The organism is Stenotrophomonas sp. STEN030, from assembly GCF_056759995.1.
In genome coordinates this window covers 54,330-71,838 of record NZ_JBRREB010000022.1, presented here as the reverse complement: position 1 = coordinate 71,838, position 17,509 = coordinate 54,330, and the positions used below count along the sequence as shown (strand labels likewise).

Here is a 17,509-nt window from a genome sequence, read left to right as displayed (position 1 = left end):
ACCCCCCCCCGGCGGCATAGGGTCTGCTGTTGGGGGCGCGCGGGGATGAGCCGCGCAAACCGCGCGACCCACGGGCGAGCCCCGCCGGCGCGGTAATGACGGCATCAAAGCAAAGCCCAAAGCCGTGGGCTTCAGGTCACAGAGCCTTTACTCCACCGGTACAAACCGCACTGCAGCGCCACCGCCAGCCCCCAGCTGCAGCTTGATCCGGTCACCACTGCCCACCACCCGCGTCTCACGAACAAACGCAAACGGTGCAGTTTCCCAATTGGCGCCCTCACCATCGCGGTAGATCTCCGCGCGGTAACGCTTGCCCGGGGTCAGGAACGAGAAGGCCACATCCAGTGCCTGCGGCTTCTCACTGCCAACGCTACCCACAAACCATTCCTCGCTGCCACGCGCCTTGCGCGCAAACGTTACGTACTGGCCAACCTCGCCATTGAGCACATGGCTTTCCTCCCAATCCACCGCCACGTCCTTGATGAACTGGAAGGCGTCCGGGTACTGGGCGTAATGCTCGGGCAGGTCGGCGACCATCTGTACCGGGCTGTACAACACCACGTACAGGGCCAGCTGCTTGGCCAGGGTGCTGCGCAGGGCCAGGCCGTTGCGGCCCTTCAGGCTGACGATGCCGGGGGTGTAATCCATCGGCCCGCCCAACATGCGGGTAAACACCAGCGTGGCTTCATGGCCCGGTGGGTTGGGCGGGTTGCCCCAGGCGTTGAATTCCATGCCACGTGCGCCTTCGCGCGATACCCAGTTCGGGTAGGTGCGGCGCAGGCCGGTGTCCTTGATAGGCTCGTGCGAGTTGATCGCGATGTGTTTGGCGGCGGCCTGCTTGAGCACGCGCAGGTTGTGGTTGCTCATCCACTGGCCTTCGTGCCATTCACGGGTGATCGGGCCATCGGCCTGATCCTGGCGGTGGATGTCACCGGCGTCGCAGACATAGCCGGTCTTGATCACATCCACGCCGTTGCGCGCATACAGGTCCAGCGCGGCAGGCAGCTGGCGCTCGTAGTGGCTGACCGCGCAGGCGGTTTCGTGGTGGCCGATCAAGTGCACGCCCTTGCCGGCGGCATAGCTGGCAAGGCCTGGCAGGTCGAAATCCGGGGTGGAGCGGGTGAAGTCGAAGGCTTCACCGTTGGCGAACCAATCCCCATCCCAGCCGATATTCCAGCCTTCCACCAGCACGCCGCGGAAGCCATTGGCGGCGGCGAAGTCGATGTAGCGACGGGTGTTTTCGGTGGTGGCGCCATGCTTGGGGCCGGTCGCCCAGGTTTCGGTTTCAAGGTGCAGCGACCACCACACGCCGGCATATTTGGCCGGCTTGAACCAGCTCACATCGCCGATGGCGTTGGGCTCGTTGAGGTTGAGGATCAGGCTTGATTCGGCCAGATCGCCGGCCTTCTCGCCGATGGTGATGGTGCGCCACGGGGTGTTGAAGGGCAGGGTGCGCATGACCGGCGCACCGCTGCTGGACGGTGTGAGTGTTGCGCGCAGGATGTCGCCATCACCACGGGCCAGGTTCATGCCTGCGTAGTCGACCAGCGCGGCTTCGTGGATGGAGATATGCAGGCCGTTGTCGCTGCGCAGGGTCAATGGGGTCTGCGCGGTGCCGACTTCCTTCAACGGGGTCTGGTGGTACAGGTATTCCTCGCGGTTCCACTCGAAGGCGGGAATCCACCAGGCGGTGGCCGGGCGCGCCAGCGCGAACTCGGTCAGCTCGGCGTGGATCTGCGCCTGCTTCATGCCGGCCTGCTGCGGGAATTCGTAGCGGAAGCCGATGCCGTCGTCATAGACGCGGAACACCACGTCAAAGCGGCGCTCGTAGTTGCGGCCGGCGCCGGGCTTCTCGGTGAAGCTGGCGCGCAGTTCGTTGTAATGATTGCGGGTGAGGCGGCGCTCGCCCCAAGGCTGCTCCCAGGTTTCATCAAAGTTACGCTGTGACTGGCCGGTCAGGGCGACATTGCGCTCCAGACGGCCATCGCCAAGCAGCATGCCCAGCCGCGACGGCGCGATCACCGCTTCGCCATTGCGTTCCACCCGATACGAGGGGCGGCCTTCGTGCTGGGATTCGACGATCACCACCAGGTGCTTGTCGGGTGAGGTGACGCGCGCCAGATCGGCGGCGTGGGCTGGCAGGCAGCTGATCAGCAGCAGCGCGAAGGCTGCTTTCAGCGACAGTCGGGCAGGGGTGGGGCGTGTATCGGCCATGCGGGTCTCAACTCCGGGTTCTGGTCGGCGCGCCGCTCTTCAGGGTTGGCACGTGGCGCCACTATTCCCCGGTGGAGGCCGCTGTGGGCGCAATGCCGCATTGAATACGTATGCAACAGCGGTGCAGATCACAGGTGCGCCCTCTACCATGGCCGCAGCGCATCCGCGCCCAACATCGCATCCGTGATTCCCGGAGGGGGGAAGCGCTTGATGAATAGCAAACCGCAGCTGTCGTTCTGGCAGATCTGGAACATGTGTTTTGGCTTTCTGGGTATCCAGTTCGGCTTCGCGCTGCAGAACGCCAATGCCAGCCGTATTTTTGAAACCCTGGGCGCGCCGATGGACGCGGTGCCGGGGCTGTGGATCGCCGCGCCACTGACCGGCCTGCTGGTGCAGCCGGTGATCGGCTACCTGTCCGACCGCACCTGGACACGCTGGGGCCGCCGCCGTCCGTACTTCATGATCGGCGCGGTGCTGACCACGCTCGCCCTGCTGGTGATGCCGAACTCGCCGACCCTGTGGATCGCCGCCGGCACGCTGTGGGTGCTGGATGCCTCGATCAACATCTCGATGGAGCCATTCCGCGCCTTCGTCGGTGATCAGTTGTCACCCAAACAGCGCCCGGCCGGCTTTTCGATGCAGAGCTTCTTCATCGGTGTGGGCGCGGTGGTGGCCAGCTTCCTGCCCTTCATCCTCGCCCACTTCGGCGTGGCCAACACCGCGGGCCCGGGCGAAGTGCCGGATACCGTGCGCTATGCCTTCTACTTCGGCGCGGCGGTATTGCTGCTGGCAATGAGCTGGACGGTGTTCAGCACGCGCGAGTACTCGCCGGCCGAGCTGGCCAGTTTTGATGATGCGGAGCCGTCCGCTGTGCATTCGACGCGGCGCGTCGGCGGCTTGCCGCAGTGGAGCCAGATTGGCCTGTGGCTGGGTCTGGGCGTGTTGCTGGCTGCGTTGATCGCGTGGCGCCAAGGCGACCGCATGCTCTACGTGCTGGCCGGCCTGTGCGCTGCCTACGGCCTGCTGCTCGGCGTGGTGCGGGTGCTGCCCGGCACGCATATGCTGGCTACCATAGTCGATGACCTGCGCAGCATGCCGGGCACGATGCGGCGCTTGGCATGGGTGCAGTTCTTCTCTTGGTTCGCGCTGTTCGCGATGTGGATCTACACAACCGCGGCGGTGGCGGGCACGCACTTTGGCTCCACCGATACGCAATCGGCCGCGTACAACGAAGGCGCGAACTGGGTAGGTGTGTTGTTCGGCGCCTACAACGGCTTCGCCGCCGTGGCGGCGCTGATCATCCCGCTGATGGTGCGCGCCATCGGCCTGCGCTGGAGCCATCTGGTCAACCTGTGGCTGGGCGGGCTGGGCCTGATCTCGCTGATGCTGATCAAGGACCCGCATTGGCTGTTGCTGTCGATGGTCGGCGTCGGCTTCGCCTGGGCCTCGATCCTGTCGCTGCCTTACGCGCTGCTTTCGGACAGCGTGCCGGCGGCGAAGATGGGCGTATACATGGGTATTTTCAATTTCTTCATCGTGATCCCGCAGTTGGTTGCCGCCAGTGCCTTGGGCTTTGCGCTGCGCAACTGGCTTGGTGGTGATCCCATCCACGTGCTGGTGCTGGGTGGATGCAGTCTGTTCGTAGCCGGCTTGTGCGTGCTGCGGGTTCCGTCGCAACAGGAGGTGGTGTGATGCGTAGTCGTTTGGCAACAGCGGTTGGTCTGGCAATGGTGGCGGGGTCGGCCTTGGCCGGTAACCGGCCCGATTACATCGGCACCACCGAGCCATTCGCCAGTGATGCGGTGTACTTCGTGGTCACCGATCGCTTCGTCAACGGCGATACCAGCAACGATCACCGCGACCAAGGCGGCGAGCACCGCACCTTCGATATCCCGGTGCCGTGCCCGGACAAGATCGACGGCAACATCGGTTACCTCGGTGGCGACTTCAAGGGCGTGCTGGACAACGCCGACTACATCCGCCAGCTCGGCTTTGGCGCGGTGTGGATCACGCCGATCATCGACAACCCCGATCAGGCCTTCACCGGCAGCAAGCCGATCAACTGCACCAGCACGCTTACTGATCGCGGCAAGACCGGCTACCACGGTTATTGGGGCATCAACTTCTACAAGCTGGATGAGCATCTGCCCAGCGCAGACCTGGATTTCGCAGGGCTGGCCAAGGGCCTGCACGATGCCAAGCTGAAAGTGGTGCTGGATATCGTCGGCAACCACGGCTCGCCGGCCTGGACCATGCCCAAGCGGCAGCCGCAGTTCGGGCAGATCTTCGACAAGGACGGCAAGCTGATCGCCGACCATCAGAACCTTGCCCCAGACAAACTTGATCCCAAGCACAACCCGCTGCACGCGTTCTACAACAACATCGGCCCGGTCGATGGCAGCAAGGGCTCGATCTTCGACGGCAACCTGGCCGAGCTGTCGGATTTCAACGAGCACAACCCAGCGGTGATGGATTACCTGGTGGGCGCTTACCTGCAATGGACGGCGCAGGGTGTGGATGCCTTGCGCATCGATACCATCGGTTGGCTTCCACATCCGTGGTGGCATGAGTTCGTAAACCGCATCCGTGCCGAGCACCCGGGCATGTTCATGTTCGGCGAAGCCTTCGACTACGACGCCGCCAAGATCGCCGAGCACACCTGGCCGGCGAACGCGAACGTCAGCGTGCTGGACTTCCCGCTGCGCGGTGCGATGTCCTCGGTGTTCGGCAAGGAGCAAAAGGGCTTCGAAACGCTGGCCGAACCGCTGCATCTGAGCGGTGGCCCGTATGCCAATCCGTATGCGCTGATGAGTTTCTACGACAACCATGACATGGCGCGTCTGGATGCCAGCGATGCCGGTTTCATTGACGCGCATAACTGGCTGTTCACCGCACGCGGTATTCCGGTGCTCTATTACGGCTCGGAGACTGGTTTCATGCGTGGTCGCGCCGAGCATGCGGGTAATCGCGCGTACTTCGGTCAGCAGCGGGTGGATGAAGCAGGGCAGAGCCCGATCTTTGCGCCGCTGCAGCGTATTGCGCAGTTGCGTGAAGCCACGCCTGCATTGCAGCGCGGTCTGCAGGTGAATGAACGACTGCAGGGCGATGAGGCGGTGTTCTACCGCGTGCTGCAACATGGTGATACCGCGCAGACGGTGCTGGTGCTGCTGAACAAGGGCGATGCGGCGCGCACGTTCGAGGTGAGTCGTTATCTGCAGGCCGGGCAGTGGCGCGATGTGCTGGAAGGCGGTTCGTTGAAGGTTAAGAGTTCGCTGAAGACTGAGGTGCCGGCACATGGGGTCAAGGTGTTTGTGCTGGAAGGGCAGGTGATGCAGCCGGAGCTGCGGGCGCAGTTGGATGCTGCCATGGCGGATCAGATGGCGCGGGATAGTCGGTTAGCGAAGTAATGCCTGCTTAAGCCCCTCTCCCGCAGGCGGGAGAGGGGTTGGGGTGAGGGCAGCTTTAGCTGGCTAATCACGCCACGCTCCAAAAGCACCCCTCCCCAACCCTCCCCTTTGCTGCGCAAAAGGGAGGGGGCAGATCGCGGCGGTCGAGAGGCTTCGCTTGTCTCCCTCCCTTTGCCGAAGGCAAGGGGAGGGCCGGGGAGGGGTAGCTCTTGCTTCTGCTCCAGCCTTTGCGACTCCCCAAAGCCCCACCCGCTACAATCCGCCCCTAGGCATTCCCGGCGGTACCGCATGAACCAGCTCCCCCCGCAAACCCCCATCGAAACCCTGTTGCAGACCGCAATGGACGGCAAACTGCCGATCCGCGCCTTCATGCAGGCCTTTGTCGCCTCGGAGGTGGTGCTGCTCACCGGTAGCTTGGTCACGGCCGATGGCAGTGGCTTTGATCCGCTGCTGTTCGACAAGCAGGGCGTGCTGCACGTCGCGGTGTTCACGGATATGGCGCGGGTTGGCTTCCACCAGCAGCAGGCACCGCACAACATCCGCATGCTGATGCTGGACGTGCTGCGCCGCGTGCCCGGTGGCTACGGCGTGGTGATCAACCCCGGCACGCCGCTGGGTTTTGAAATCTCGCCATCCGGTGTGGGCGAAATCCTCAAGGATTTCAGCTGAGCCAATGCATGCGGGAGCACTTGCTTCGCGAATCACACGCCAAGCGATGATTCCCGCACCACCAGCTTCACCGGAATGGTGAGGCCTTCCACTGGCTCGCCGGCAATCAGGCTCAGCAGCTTGTCGACCAGCAGCTGACCGGCTTGCTTGGTGTCCTGCTGCACCGTCGTCAGCGGCGGCGATACCGATGCCGCCAGCGGAATATCGTCAAAGCCGGTCACCGCGATGTCCTGCGGCACGCGTACGCCACGCTCGCGCAGGGCGCGCAATGCACCAATCGCGATCAGGTCACTGGCCGCGCAGATCGCATCGAAGTCCTTGCCGCTGTCGAGCAGGGCGATGCAGGCGGCGTGGCCGGAGTCCTCGGTGGTGATGGCGTCATGCTGCAGCGTCGGATCTGCATTCAAACCGCGTGCGGCCAAGGCTTCTACATGGCCGCGGTAACGCTCTTCGAACTCGGGGTAGTGGCTGGACGCGTGGCCGAGGAACGCGATGCGCTGGCGGCCCTGCTCAAGCAGGTGCGCGCTGATATCAAAGCCGCCCTGGAAATTGTCGCTGCCGATCGATACGCCGGGCTGGCCCGGCAAGGCTGCGCCCCAACGCACGAAATGGGTGCCTTGCTCCACCAGCCGCTGCAGCCGCTCAACCGACTCGTGGTAGTCGCCATAGCCGAGCAGGATGATGCCGTCGGCCTTGTTGCTGTCCTCGAAGTCGGCATGCCAGTCGCTGGACAGCTGCTGGAACGACACCAGCAGGTCCAGCCCCTTCAACGCACAGGCGCGGGTGATCGAGCCCAGCATCGAGTGGAAGAACGGGTTGATCAACGAGTCATCGTTGGTCGGGTCCTCGAAGAACAGCAGCGCCAACGTGCCGGACTGCTGGCAGCGCAGGCTGGAGGCGTTCTTGTCGACCTTGTAGTTCAGCTGGCGGGCGATATCGAGGATGCGCTGGCGGGTTTCGGCATTGACCATCGGGCTGCCACGCAGCGCACGCGACACCGTCGGCTGCGAGACGCCGGCCATGTGCGCGATATCCAATGAGGTGGCTTTGCCCTTGATGACCATCTTGACCAGCAATCTGAACGACGTCAGGCATCATGCCATGTGGCCGTCGGAACCGGGCAGGCCAGGTCTGGGATCCGCCGTCCTGCGGGCCTTCCCCCGGGCTGGCAGGCATGCTGCCGAGGCCGGCCTCGGAGGACCCCAGTCGCCGCCCGGATCAGCGGCGGGGCCTGCGCAAGCCTTGCGCCGCAAGGGTTGCAAGGATTGGCTGCTATCTGTCGCCGGACAGATATAATACGTGGGCTATTGCCCGCATCCGGCGGGTGGACCCCAACGGAAGAGTAGGAACCTATGGCCCGCGGCATCAATAAAGTCATCCTCGTCGGCAACCTCGGCAACGACCCGGACACCAAGTACACCCAGGCCGGCATGGCGATCACCCGCATCAGCCTGGCGACCACCAGCGTGCGCAAGGACCGTGATGGCAACCAGCAGGAGCGTACCGAGTGGCACCGCGTGGTGTTCTTCGGCAAGCTCGGCGAGATCGCCGGTGAATACCTGCGCAAGGGCAGCTCGGTCTACGTCGAAGGCGAACTGCGCTACGACAAGTACACCGGCCAAGACGGTGTGGAAAAGTACACCACCGATATCGTTGCCAACGAAATGCAGATGCTCGGCGGCCGTGGTGAAGGCGGCGGTGGTGGCGGTGGCATGGGCGGCGATCGTCCGCAGCGCCAGTCGGCCCCGCGTCAGCAGCAGGGCGGGGGCCAGGGCGGTTACGGCAACCAGGACCAGGGCGGCGGTGGCGGCTACGGCGGCGGTCAGCGCCAGCAGCAGCGCCAGGCACCGCCGCAGCAGCAGTCGGCTCCGCCGATGGACGATTTCGCCGACGACGATATTCCGTTCTGATTGCTAGTCGACGCGTTCGCTTCTTCAAAGGCCATGCATTGCATGGCCTTTTTTATTTTTTATCGGGGAAATGTAATGGTCTGACGGACTTGATCACCTTCCAGATTCTTGTTCGATTTGAAGATAGAGAAGTGCGGCGAGTCCGATTCCGGGCGCTGAGGATGTTTTGCCATGAAAGTATCTACCACCTTGCGCCTGCCATAATTCACAAAAGTTGAGGTCTCACGGAAGACACCATGCATGTTTCTGATCTTGTAAGTCTGGTTGGCGCCAAAGGTAGTGATCCGCGGCTGACGGAATGGTTCGAGTTGCACGGGATTGGCAAGCCGCCTGTGTCCATCACTGCGAATCAAGGCACGAAGAGCGTCAAAGACAAGCGCCATGAGATGGAGCACTACTTCGCGTTCGATATCATCAACGACCGCTTCTATCCGCCGGTAGACGGCCCGCGCGGAGGCTTGGTCTGTCATCTGCAGTCTGTGTTGCTGTTCTCACGCAAGCCCAAGGGCAACGTCACGTTGCCGGCTGGGTTCTGGGATGGTTTCGCGGCGCCGGATGCCAGCTTTGACGAGTGCATGGCTTTCTTCGACGGGAACGTGGATGCGTACACGGATTCGCAGCTGTTTCGGAAAGCGCTTGGTGAGGATGTCGAGCTCAAGCTTTGGTTCTGCCCCAGGAAGCAGCGGGTAGAGTCGATGCAGGTCAGCATCGTGCAGGATCGCCAGTTCATGGGGCACCACGAGTTCGATCAGGCCAACGCGCATAACACGGTGAAGCCGGCGGCCACGCTGGTGGTCAAGTGGCTGTTCGACGGGCGTCATCTGCGGCTGCCAGACGACATTTACGCCAAGGGCCTAGCTGATGATCATGCCGGGATTCTGGAGTTCGTTCGCCAGCATCTGAATGGTCATGTATGGGCATCGCAACTCAATGACGACCAGACGCTGCGGCAGGTGCTCAGCCATACCCAGACCAGCAGGCCGTTGAAACTCTCGAATGGCGAATCGCTGGAGCTGTTCGCGCAGACGCTATACCTGCGAGCTGCTGGTGCATGGGATGCGTATCAGGCGATCTACAGCGATGATTCCCTGGACGACTGGGCTGGGGCCGTTGATCGGTTTCGGGAGTCGGTGATACTGGATGCGGGGCGGCAACGGGATTTTGTCGACATGTTGCACGAGGCATATCGTCTGGTTGGTGTTGAAAAAGCTTAGCGCAGCCAACGAATCAGGTTTGATTGTGTTGAGACCTTTGCCCCGGAATCGAAGGGTGTGCATGGCTCGATCGAACCGTAAGAGTCGGTTTCGATGGCTTCGGTGATCTTTTCTGGATGCTGAGAGGAATAGGCTATTCCCCTAGGCCAATTTCGAGCGCCTCCGTATGGAAAATCCCAATAGCAGAAGGCTAGAATCGCCCAACGCGGGCCGGATGCCCGTTCATTGGGGGCAAGATGCAGATGATGAAGCTGGGGATGGCTTTGGTGCTGTCTGTCTGTTCGGCCAGCGGCTGGGCTGCTGTGGATCTGGGGCAATTCATCCGCAAGGATGATTTCAACGACATCAAGTTGTCGCCAACGGGAAAGTACTACGCTGCAACAGTGCCGTTGGAAGACAAGACCGCATTGGTGATTTTTACCCGTGAAGGGAACAAGCAATCCGGGGTCTTCATGGGTGGACGCAACACCCATGTAAATGGCTTTGAGTGGGTGAACGAAGAACGGGTGCTTATCAGCATTGCCGAGAAATATGGCATGTTGGATCAACCGCGGCCCACTGGTGAGTTGTATGCCATCAATGCCAATGGGGAGCAGCCGGATCTGCTAGTTGGTTATCGAGTGCAGGGCAATGGCCCGGGTACACGTATCCAACCCAAGAAAGTAGAGGACGTTGCGGCGTTCCTGGTGGATACATTGCCTGAGGATCCGCGCAACGTTGTGGTATCGACATGGCTGTTGGGTACAGCAGAGCCTTTCACCCGTGCCGAGAAGTTGGATGTAAATAGTGGCCGCCGCACCACAATGGCATCTGCACCGGTGCGCAATGCCAGCTTCGTGACCGACAACACCGGCGAAGTGCGGTTGGTGGTGGGCGCCGGTGTGGACAATATCAGCAAGCTTTACTATCGAGAAGGGGCCGGTAGTGATTGGCGGCTGATCAACGATCAGAAGGGCAACGGTCGCATCGAGTTGCCGTTGGGGTTCTCTGCTGATGGGAAACTCGCGTATCTGCAGGTGCGCGGTGAAGGGCGCGGCCCTGACAGCATCGTAGCCTGGGATCCCGTCAGTAACGTGCGCACCACGTTGGTAGGCGACGAAGGCGCTGATCCATGGTCCATCATCTATCGCAATGGCACGTCGATACCGGTCGGGGTGCAGGTAATGGATGGGCGGCATCGCAGTGTGTTTTTCGACAACGCTGCGCCGGAGGCGCGTCTGTACCGGAGTGTTGAGGCAGCGTTCCCCGGGCAATCCGTGCGAGTGACATCCAGCACCCAGGATGGCGCTTTGTTGATGGTGAAAGTCTGGTCCGGCAGCAACCCCGGCGATTTCTATCTGTTTGATACACAAGCCAAGAAATTGCAGTACCTGCTGGCCGCGGGTAGCTGGATCGATCCGGACAAGGCAGCCGCGGTGGAGCCTTTCAGCTTCGCGACCCGCGACGGATTGAAGATCCACGGTTACCTCACCAAGCCGCGTGGCGTGAGTGGTCCGCAGCCCATGGTGCTGATGCCGCATGGTGGGCCATACGGAATCTTCGACGAATGGCATTACGACCGTGACGCGCAGATGTTGGCGGCGGCGGGCTATACGGTGATGCAGGTCAACTATCGAGGTTCGGGAAACTACGGTTGGGAGTTCCGGCGTATTGGTGCGCAGCAATGGGGCGGAACGATGCAGGACGACCTTACCGACGCGACCCGCTGGGCGATCCGTGAAGGTCAGGCTGATGCAACAAAAATCTGTATTTATGGCGCCAGCTACGGTGCTTACGCGGCGTTGATGGGTGCAGCAAAGGAGCCCACGCTCTATCGCTGTGCAGCCGGCTATGTGGGCGTCTATGACTTGCCGATGATGCAGCGTGCGGCTGCGCGCACGGCGCGTAGTCTCGGCAATTGGTCCAAGGACTGGGTTGGCGAGGATCAGGCCGCGCTGGCTGCTGCGTCGCCGAACCGATTTGCGGATCGCATCAAGGTTCCGGTGTTTCTCGCTGCCGGTGGCGAAGACGAGATCGCGCCAATTGAACACACCCGGATGATGGAGGCAGCCTTGAACAAGGCCGGGGTGCCGGTGGAGTCGTTGTACTTCAGCACCGAAGGGCACGGCTTCTATACAGAGCCGCACCAGCGCGAGTACTACGGCAAGCTGCTGAGCTTCCTGTCGCAACATCTCGGGGGCGAGAAGGCCAAGTAGCGGCGCACTTACGCAGTCCGGGGGGCGGCAACTGCCGCCTCCCGGTACTGAAACTGCAGCGTTGCCTGGATTTCTGACAGTCATTCCCTTGCTGCGTAGTTCATTGCCCTGGCGGGCGCATTGCAACGGTTCTTGCTTGCGTGCTTGGACGAGGACTTGGCCGCCCTCTGGCCAGGTCACTGACGTTGCGGATCTGACAGGCGGCCCCGTTCGGCGAGGGTGGATTCCTGCGCCAGCCGCTCGGCCATAAAGCTGATGAAAGCGGTCAGTTTTGGCGGTAGATTTCGTGTCGGCGCATACAGCACCCAGGCCTGTCCGCCGTAGTTGCTTTGAAACGTCCAGTCGCCGAGAACCTGGACGATGCGTCCCTCCTGCAGCGCGTCCTTGGCGGTGAAGTAGGGCAGGCTGCCGATGCCCAGGTGATTGAGTACCGCGTCGAGCCGTGCGCCGGTATGGTTGACTGCATAGCGGCCACGCACGGTGACGCTGGCGGTCTTGCCTTGGCGCTGTAGTTTCCAGCGGGCGTCGCCGGGCTCTTCGCCCAGATAGATGCAGTCGTGGTCGCGCAGGTCCTGAGGTTGCACCGGTGTTCCGCGTGCTCGCAGATACTCCGGCGATGCACACAGCATGTGATCGATGCTGATCAGTGGACGCCCCATCAGCCCCGGTGCGGGATGATCGGAGATGCGTATGGCCAGATCGATCTCGTCATCGATCAGGTCCAGGTGTCTATCCTCGGAACGCAGCAACAGATCAACCTTGGGATAACGCGCCAAAAATTCGGCCACGTGCGGATGGATCAGGGCGCGCCCGACGGCTTTGGGAACGCTGACACGCACCAGTCCTTGCGGCTCGGGACTGAGCTGATGCGAAATCGACATCACCGACTGGGCGGCGCTGGAGACATCGATGCAGCGCTGAAACACCTCTCTGCCTAGCTCGCTTAGCCGCAATTTGCGGGTGGAGCGCTGCAGCAGCCGGATACCCAATGCCTTTTCCAGTCGTGCCACCGAGCGGCTGGTGGCCGAGGGGGTGCTGCCAAGCTGGCGGGCGGCCTCGGAGAAGCTGCCGGTTTCCACGACTTTTACAAAAGTGACCATGTCTGCCATCAAAGCGATGGCCTTATTTGTGCTCATGGCGCAAAGATTATTTGGATTCTATGGGCATTCCCCGAGCCTGATCCTGGGAATAGAATTTTTCCAGTCGGCCGGACTCAGCAACGAAGCCGGAGTCGGCTTTACAGCTGTGACAAGCGTGTGGAGCAGCTCTGTCATTCGATTTCCAGCTGTTTGTCGTGGCTGCGCCGGTGGCCGATAGGCAGGTGCCACGCTTTTGTAGCGGAATCGCACTCCCTCCTTCTGGAGTGGCGCTGGCCATGTGCCTATTCATGCGTCGACCCTTTTCTACTTGAGCAGGCCCCGATCTTGAGCGTTTACTACCCCGAGTTCCTTTCGCTGGCATTGATACATTTTTTGGCGGTGATCGCGCCGGGGCCGGACTTCGCCGTCACGGTGCGGCAAAGCGTGCGCAAGGGGCGTCGGGCCGGCATCTGGGTTGCGATTGGAATAGGTGCGGGTATTTCGGTGCATGTGCTTTACACCTTGTTGGGTGTCGGTGCCTTGCTGCATGCCAGACCCTCGCTGATGGCGTTGGCCAAGGTGGTTGGCGCGGGATATCTGCTCTATCTGGTGTTCTCTTTCCTGCACAGTGCAAAGCAGGAGAAGCCGGTCGTCGATATCGCGGCCGGCGCGGCAACCGAAGGTGGTGCCTGGCGTTCGTTTGCACTGGGTTTCATGACCAATGCTACTAATCCGAAAGCAACACTGTTCTTCCTTGCGATTTTCACTACAGTGGTCAGTGCAGCGACGCCTCTGAAGGTTCAGGCTCTCTACGGCGCTTGGATGTGCCTGGTCAATGCAGGCTGGTTCGTATTTGTGAGCGTGCTGTTCGCTCAGCCTGGTGTAAGGCAGAGATTTCTTCGCATGGGTGGGCATCTGGAAGCAATCATGGCGCTTGTGTTCTTCGGGTTTGCGTTGCGTCTTCTGTGGGACGTTGCCGGGACCTGGTTGAGCACGGCTTCCACTTGAGCCGAGGATCACCTGCGCGAAGCCGTCCGGGCTTGTGTGTGGAATGTCCAAAAAAACTTGATTCGCCCCGGCTCTGGTTTCTCCTGAAAGTCGTCAGGTTTGCTGGAGTGCGGGCCGATGCCAATAGCGCGCTTGTATTGCCTTGCCGGAATCGCATTGCGACCGCGATGCGAAGAACGTCTTGGCAGCGAAGCCGCACCGCCTGATCGATAGTGATCCGTTGTTTCTCAGCGAACGCCGGAGATGTTGTTTGCCGCTTGCAGTTCTTTCTTGGTGTGGTTTCGCAATCGTAGCTGTCGTTGTTTTGGCTTCGAGACTTCATGAGTCTAGTGTCACCTGCATCAATGGATGCGTCACTTCGGTGATGGGGATGATGCGTTGTTTGCTGCTGACGGCTGCAACGTGGCGTTCCATTCGCCGATCAAGGGAGTGAACGGTGAAAGAGACTCGTGCTTGTTCGAGATGGGAGCTGGTGGCGAAATTCTGCGCTGCTTCTACGTTGCTGATGGCAGGTGCCGCGCTGTCGGCCGACGCTGCGTCGGTGGGTTCGGTGTGGATGCTGGGTGACTGGGATGGGGCGCGCTCGAGGCTGCACGGGGCAGGCTACGATTTCGATATCGGATATGTGGGTGAGTTCGGCGGCATCGTTGACGGTGGCTATCGCGATGATCATCTCGGCCGCTACAGCGCACAGTTTTCCGCCGGGATGCATGTGGATCTGGACAAGGCATTGGGTTGGAATAGTGCCGAGTTCCAGCTGTCTGTTACTGAGCGCAGCGGGCGTAGCCTGTCCAATGTAGCCATTGCCGATCCACGTACCGGTCAACTCAGTGCTGTACAGGAGGTGTGGGGGCGAGGCCAGAGCTGGCGGCTGACCCAATTGTGGTTCAAGCAGCAGTACCTTGATGGCTTGCTGGATGTGAAGCTGGGCCGATTTGGTGAGGGCGAGGACTTCAACAGCTTTCCCTGTGACTTCCAGAATCTGGTGGCGTGTGGGTCGCAGGTAGGCAACTGGGCTGGCGGCATCTGGTACAACTGGCCGGTGAGTCAATGGGCGGCGCGGGTCAAATTCAACGTCACGCGCGGACTGGCATTGCAGGTTGGTGCTTACGAACAGAACCCGTTGTTGCTGGATGCCCGGCGTGGCTTCACCCTCAGTACGCGGGGGCGCGCAGGCACCTTGCTGCCGATCGAGCTGGTTTGGAAGCCTGACCAAGCAATTGGTGGCTTACCCGGTGAGTATCGGTTCGGGTATTACCGCAGCACTGCGCGGTCCACGGATGTGTTCCAGGATGTGGACAGCTTGCCGCAGGCGTTGACTGGTAATGATTTCAGGATAAGAGATGGAAAGTACGGCGTGTGGTTCACTGCGCAGCAACAGCTGACACGCCGGGCGGATGATGAATCGCGTGGTCTGACGCTTTTTGCAAACGTCACTACGCACGACAGAGCGACCAATGTGGTAGACAGATTTCACCAGCTTGGTGTGGTGTATCGAGGACCGTTCAACTCGCGACCGGAGGATGATGCTGGCTTTGCTCTTGGGCGTATGCACGTCAACAATAATGTGGCTCGGCACCAGCGCATGTTGAATGCGGCAAACGGAGTGGATGACTACACAAATCCTCTGTATCAGCCACTGCAGAAAAGCGAGTACGACGCCGAGCTCTACTACGGAGTGCACGTAAGCGATTGGCTGACCGTACGACCAAACCTGCAGTACGTGAAGTACCCGGGCGGTGTTAAGCAGGTGGATGCGGCCTTGGTTGCTGGAGTGAAGCTGCAAGTGGCGCTGTAGCGATTCCATTGTGGGAGTGGCTTACGCCGCTCCCACAAGATGCGGGATTCACGGCATGTCGTGGATCGGCTTCAGCAGCAGTGAAGCGGTGCAGCCGGTGTCACAGCCGATGGGCCTTGTAGGAGCGGCGTAAGCCGCGAAGCTGATGGTCGGTCAGATTGCAGATATCTCTGGCATTCGAACGGTGTCGGCTTCGCGGCTTACGCCGCTCCTACAAGACGGGCGGCGGGTCAACGCACGCCGTGCATCATCCGCTTCAGCAGCGGCGAGGCAAGCAGGGCGACTACCGCACAGCCCAGGCCTATCCACATCAGCAGCCAGAACAGGTGTTCGTAGCGGCCCGCAGCTTCGGCGATGTTCATCACTTCGCCTTCGGGTACATCGATGGCGGCGAGCTTGCCAAACAATGCTGCGAGGGTTTCGGAGAATGCGGTGGCCAGGAACCAAGTGCCCATCATCAGGCTGACCACGCGCGGTGCCGCCAGCTGGGTGACGGCTGACAGGCCGACCGGCGACAGGCACATCTCGCCAATCTCCAGGATCAGGTAAGCCAGTACCAGCCACCACACGCTGGCCATCTGCCCTGTTGCGCCTACCTGCTGTGCGGCCAGGGCCAAGGGCACGAAGGACAGCGCACCGAATACCAAACCGAACGAGGACTTCAGTGGTTTGGACGGATCGAGGCGACGCTTGTCCAGCCACGCCCACAGTGCGGCGAACAAGGGTGCAAGCAACACCAGGAATAGCGCCCCCAGATAGGTCAGGGAGCCGGCGGTCTGCGGCAGCACCAGGCAGTCGCGGATCAGCATCACCAGCATTGCGGCAACGATGACGGCGAACAGCAGGCGCGGCGCGTTCGACGATGGGTTGCGGTCAGACAGTCGCGCGGCGACTACAAAACCCAGTGGCGCCAACAGCAGCGAGACGATGGACCACGGCAGCGGCGTGCCATCGCGGATGACCAGTGACGGCACCAGGTCCTTGGTCAGCAGACGGTCGGTGAAGGTGACCCAGGAGCCGTAGGTCTGCTCATACAGCGTGAAAAACACCAGAGCCATGAAGATCAGCACCATCAGCGCGATCATCTGCTGGCGTTGTTCCGGGGTGCATTGCGTGCCGGTGAACCAGGCAAACCACAGCAGCACGCCGCCCAGCACCACGATCATCAGCATCAGCGCCAGACTGATTTCACCGCCCAGGGCAAAGGCACCGTTGGCTGCCGCCCACATCAGCGCCGCGACCGGAACGATGCCAACGACGGCGACGCCATAGATCAGCCATTCGCGCGGCACGCCAAGGACGCGCTCGCGCAACGTCGAAGGCTGTGCCGGCTCGGCGTGACCTTGTAGATACTTCTGCCCCCACAGGAACATCGCCAATCCGACCAGCATGCCGATGCCAGCCGCGCCGAAACCGTACTTCCAGCCATAGGCTTCACCGAGGAAACCGCAGACCAGCGAGGCGAACAGGGCGCCGAGGTTGATGCCAGCGTAGAACAGCGAGAAGCCCGAGTCACGACGCGGGTCGTTCTCCGGGTAGAGCTTGCCGACGATGGTTGAGATGTTGGGCTTGAGGAAGCCCACGCCCATGATGATCAGCGCCAGCGACAAATAGGTGATCGACAACGCGGCTTCGTCGCGTACCACTTCGCCTGCTACGCGGTGCGCTTCGTGGCCCTCGAAGGCCATGCCGATGTGTCCCAGCACCAGCAGGATGCCGCCGAACACCACCGCCTTGCGCATGCCCAGCCAGCGGTCGGCCAGCAGCCCGCCAAACACGGGGATGCAGTAGACCAGGCCACCGTAGGCACCGAGCAGGTCCAGCCCGGCCTTGTCGCCGAACAAGTGGTACTTGGTGAGATAAAGCAGCAGCAGCGCCTTCATGCCGTAGAAGGAGAAGCGCTCCCACATCTCGGTGAAGAAACAGACGTAAACGCCCTTGGGGTGGCCGAGGAAGTCGTCGGAGCGGGGATGGCTCAAGGCGGTTGCGGTCATCGGTGGTGCCGGGTGGGACAG

General features: G+C 61.5%; 12 protein-coding genes. 8 read left to right on the top strand and 4 right to left on the bottom strand.

What is annotated here, in order from left to right; all coding sequences use genetic code 11:
* Positions 1-147 precede the first annotated feature (147 nt).
* Positions 148-2,214: a glycoside hydrolase family 97 protein gene (locus ACVOLR_RS09635; RefSeq protein WP_481536261.1), complete on the bottom strand. Its 2,067-nt coding sequence runs from the start codon at positions 2,212-2,214 to the stop codon at positions 148-150.
* A 210-nt stretch (positions 2,215-2,424) separates the two neighbouring features.
* Here ACVOLR_RS09635 and ACVOLR_RS09630 point away from each other — a divergent pair, with 210 nt between their 5' ends.
* The 3 genes from ACVOLR_RS09630 to ACVOLR_RS09620 all read left to right on the top strand — a co-directional run bounded on the left by ACVOLR_RS09630 (position 2,425) and on the right by ACVOLR_RS09620 (position 6,290).
* On the top strand, positions 2,425-3,906 hold the full coding sequence (locus ACVOLR_RS09630; protein ID WP_481536260.1) for an MFS transporter: 1,482 nt from the start codon (positions 2,425-2,427) through the stop codon (positions 3,904-3,906).
* Positions 3,906-5,621: an alpha-amylase family glycosyl hydrolase gene (locus tag ACVOLR_RS09625; protein ID WP_481536259.1), complete on the top strand. Its 1,716-nt coding sequence runs from the start codon at positions 3,906-3,908 to the stop codon at positions 5,619-5,621. Before ACVOLR_RS09630 ends, ACVOLR_RS09625 begins: the two co-directional genes overlap by 1 nt.
* Before the next feature lie 288 nt (positions 5,622-5,909).
* On the top strand, positions 5,910-6,290 hold the full coding sequence (locus tag ACVOLR_RS09620) for an SseB family protein (RefSeq protein WP_481516101.1): 381 nt from the start codon (positions 5,910-5,912) through the stop codon (positions 6,288-6,290).
* Positions 6,291-6,322: 32 nt separating this feature from the next.
* Here ACVOLR_RS09620 and ACVOLR_RS09615 read toward each other — a convergent pair whose 3' ends face one another.
* Complete coding sequence (locus tag ACVOLR_RS09615; RefSeq protein WP_481536258.1) at positions 6,323-7,354, bottom strand: LacI family DNA-binding transcriptional regulator; 1,032 nt, start codon at positions 7,352-7,354, stop codon at positions 6,323-6,325.
* Between the two features lie 288 nt (positions 7,355-7,642).
* Between ACVOLR_RS09615 and ACVOLR_RS09610 the strand changes: the two genes are divergently transcribed.
* The 3 genes from ACVOLR_RS09610 to ACVOLR_RS09600 all read left to right on the top strand — a co-directional run bounded on the left by ACVOLR_RS09610 (position 7,643) and on the right by ACVOLR_RS09600 (position 11,609).
* Entirely contained in the window at positions 7,643-8,200 is a 558-nt protein-coding gene (locus tag ACVOLR_RS09610; protein WP_481536257.1) for a single-stranded DNA-binding protein, read from the top strand.
* A gap of 236 nt (positions 8,201-8,436) precedes the next feature.
* Positions 8,437-9,414, top strand: coding sequence for a hypothetical protein (locus ACVOLR_RS09605; protein WP_481536256.1), 978 nt, complete (start codon positions 8,437-8,439; stop codon positions 9,412-9,414).
* A gap of 242 nt (positions 9,415-9,656) precedes the next feature.
* Positions 9,657-11,609, top strand: coding sequence for an alpha/beta hydrolase family protein (locus ACVOLR_RS09600; RefSeq protein ID WP_481536266.1), 1,953 nt, complete (start codon positions 9,657-9,659; stop codon positions 11,607-11,609).
* Between the two features lie 176 nt (positions 11,610-11,785).
* Here the strand turns inward: ACVOLR_RS09600 and ACVOLR_RS09595 are convergent, their stop codons facing one another.
* Entirely contained in the window at positions 11,786-12,709 is a 924-nt protein-coding gene (locus ACVOLR_RS09595) for a LysR family transcriptional regulator (RefSeq protein WP_481536255.1), read from the bottom strand.
* A gap of 324 nt (positions 12,710-13,033) precedes the next feature.
* Here ACVOLR_RS09595 and ACVOLR_RS09590 point away from each other — a divergent pair, with 324 nt between their 5' ends.
* Both ACVOLR_RS09590 and ACVOLR_RS09585 read left to right on the top strand, forming a co-directional pair.
* On the top strand, positions 13,034-13,696 hold the full coding sequence (locus ACVOLR_RS09590) for a LysE family translocator (RefSeq protein ID WP_481536254.1): 663 nt from the start codon (positions 13,034-13,036) through the stop codon (positions 13,694-13,696).
* 472 nt (positions 13,697-14,168) lie between these two features.
* A complete protein-coding gene (locus tag ACVOLR_RS09585; RefSeq protein ID WP_481536253.1) occupies positions 14,169-15,494 on the top strand; it encodes a carbohydrate porin in 1,326 nt (441 codons plus the stop codon).
* 230 nt (positions 15,495-15,724) lie between these two features.
* On the opposite strand, the gene ACVOLR_RS09580 is transcribed toward ACVOLR_RS09585, so the two are convergent.
* Positions 15,725-17,488: a peptide MFS transporter gene (locus ACVOLR_RS09580; RefSeq protein WP_481536252.1), complete on the bottom strand. Its 1,764-nt coding sequence runs from the start codon at positions 17,486-17,488 to the stop codon at positions 15,725-15,727.
* Between the last annotated feature and the right edge of the window lie 21 nt (positions 17,489-17,509).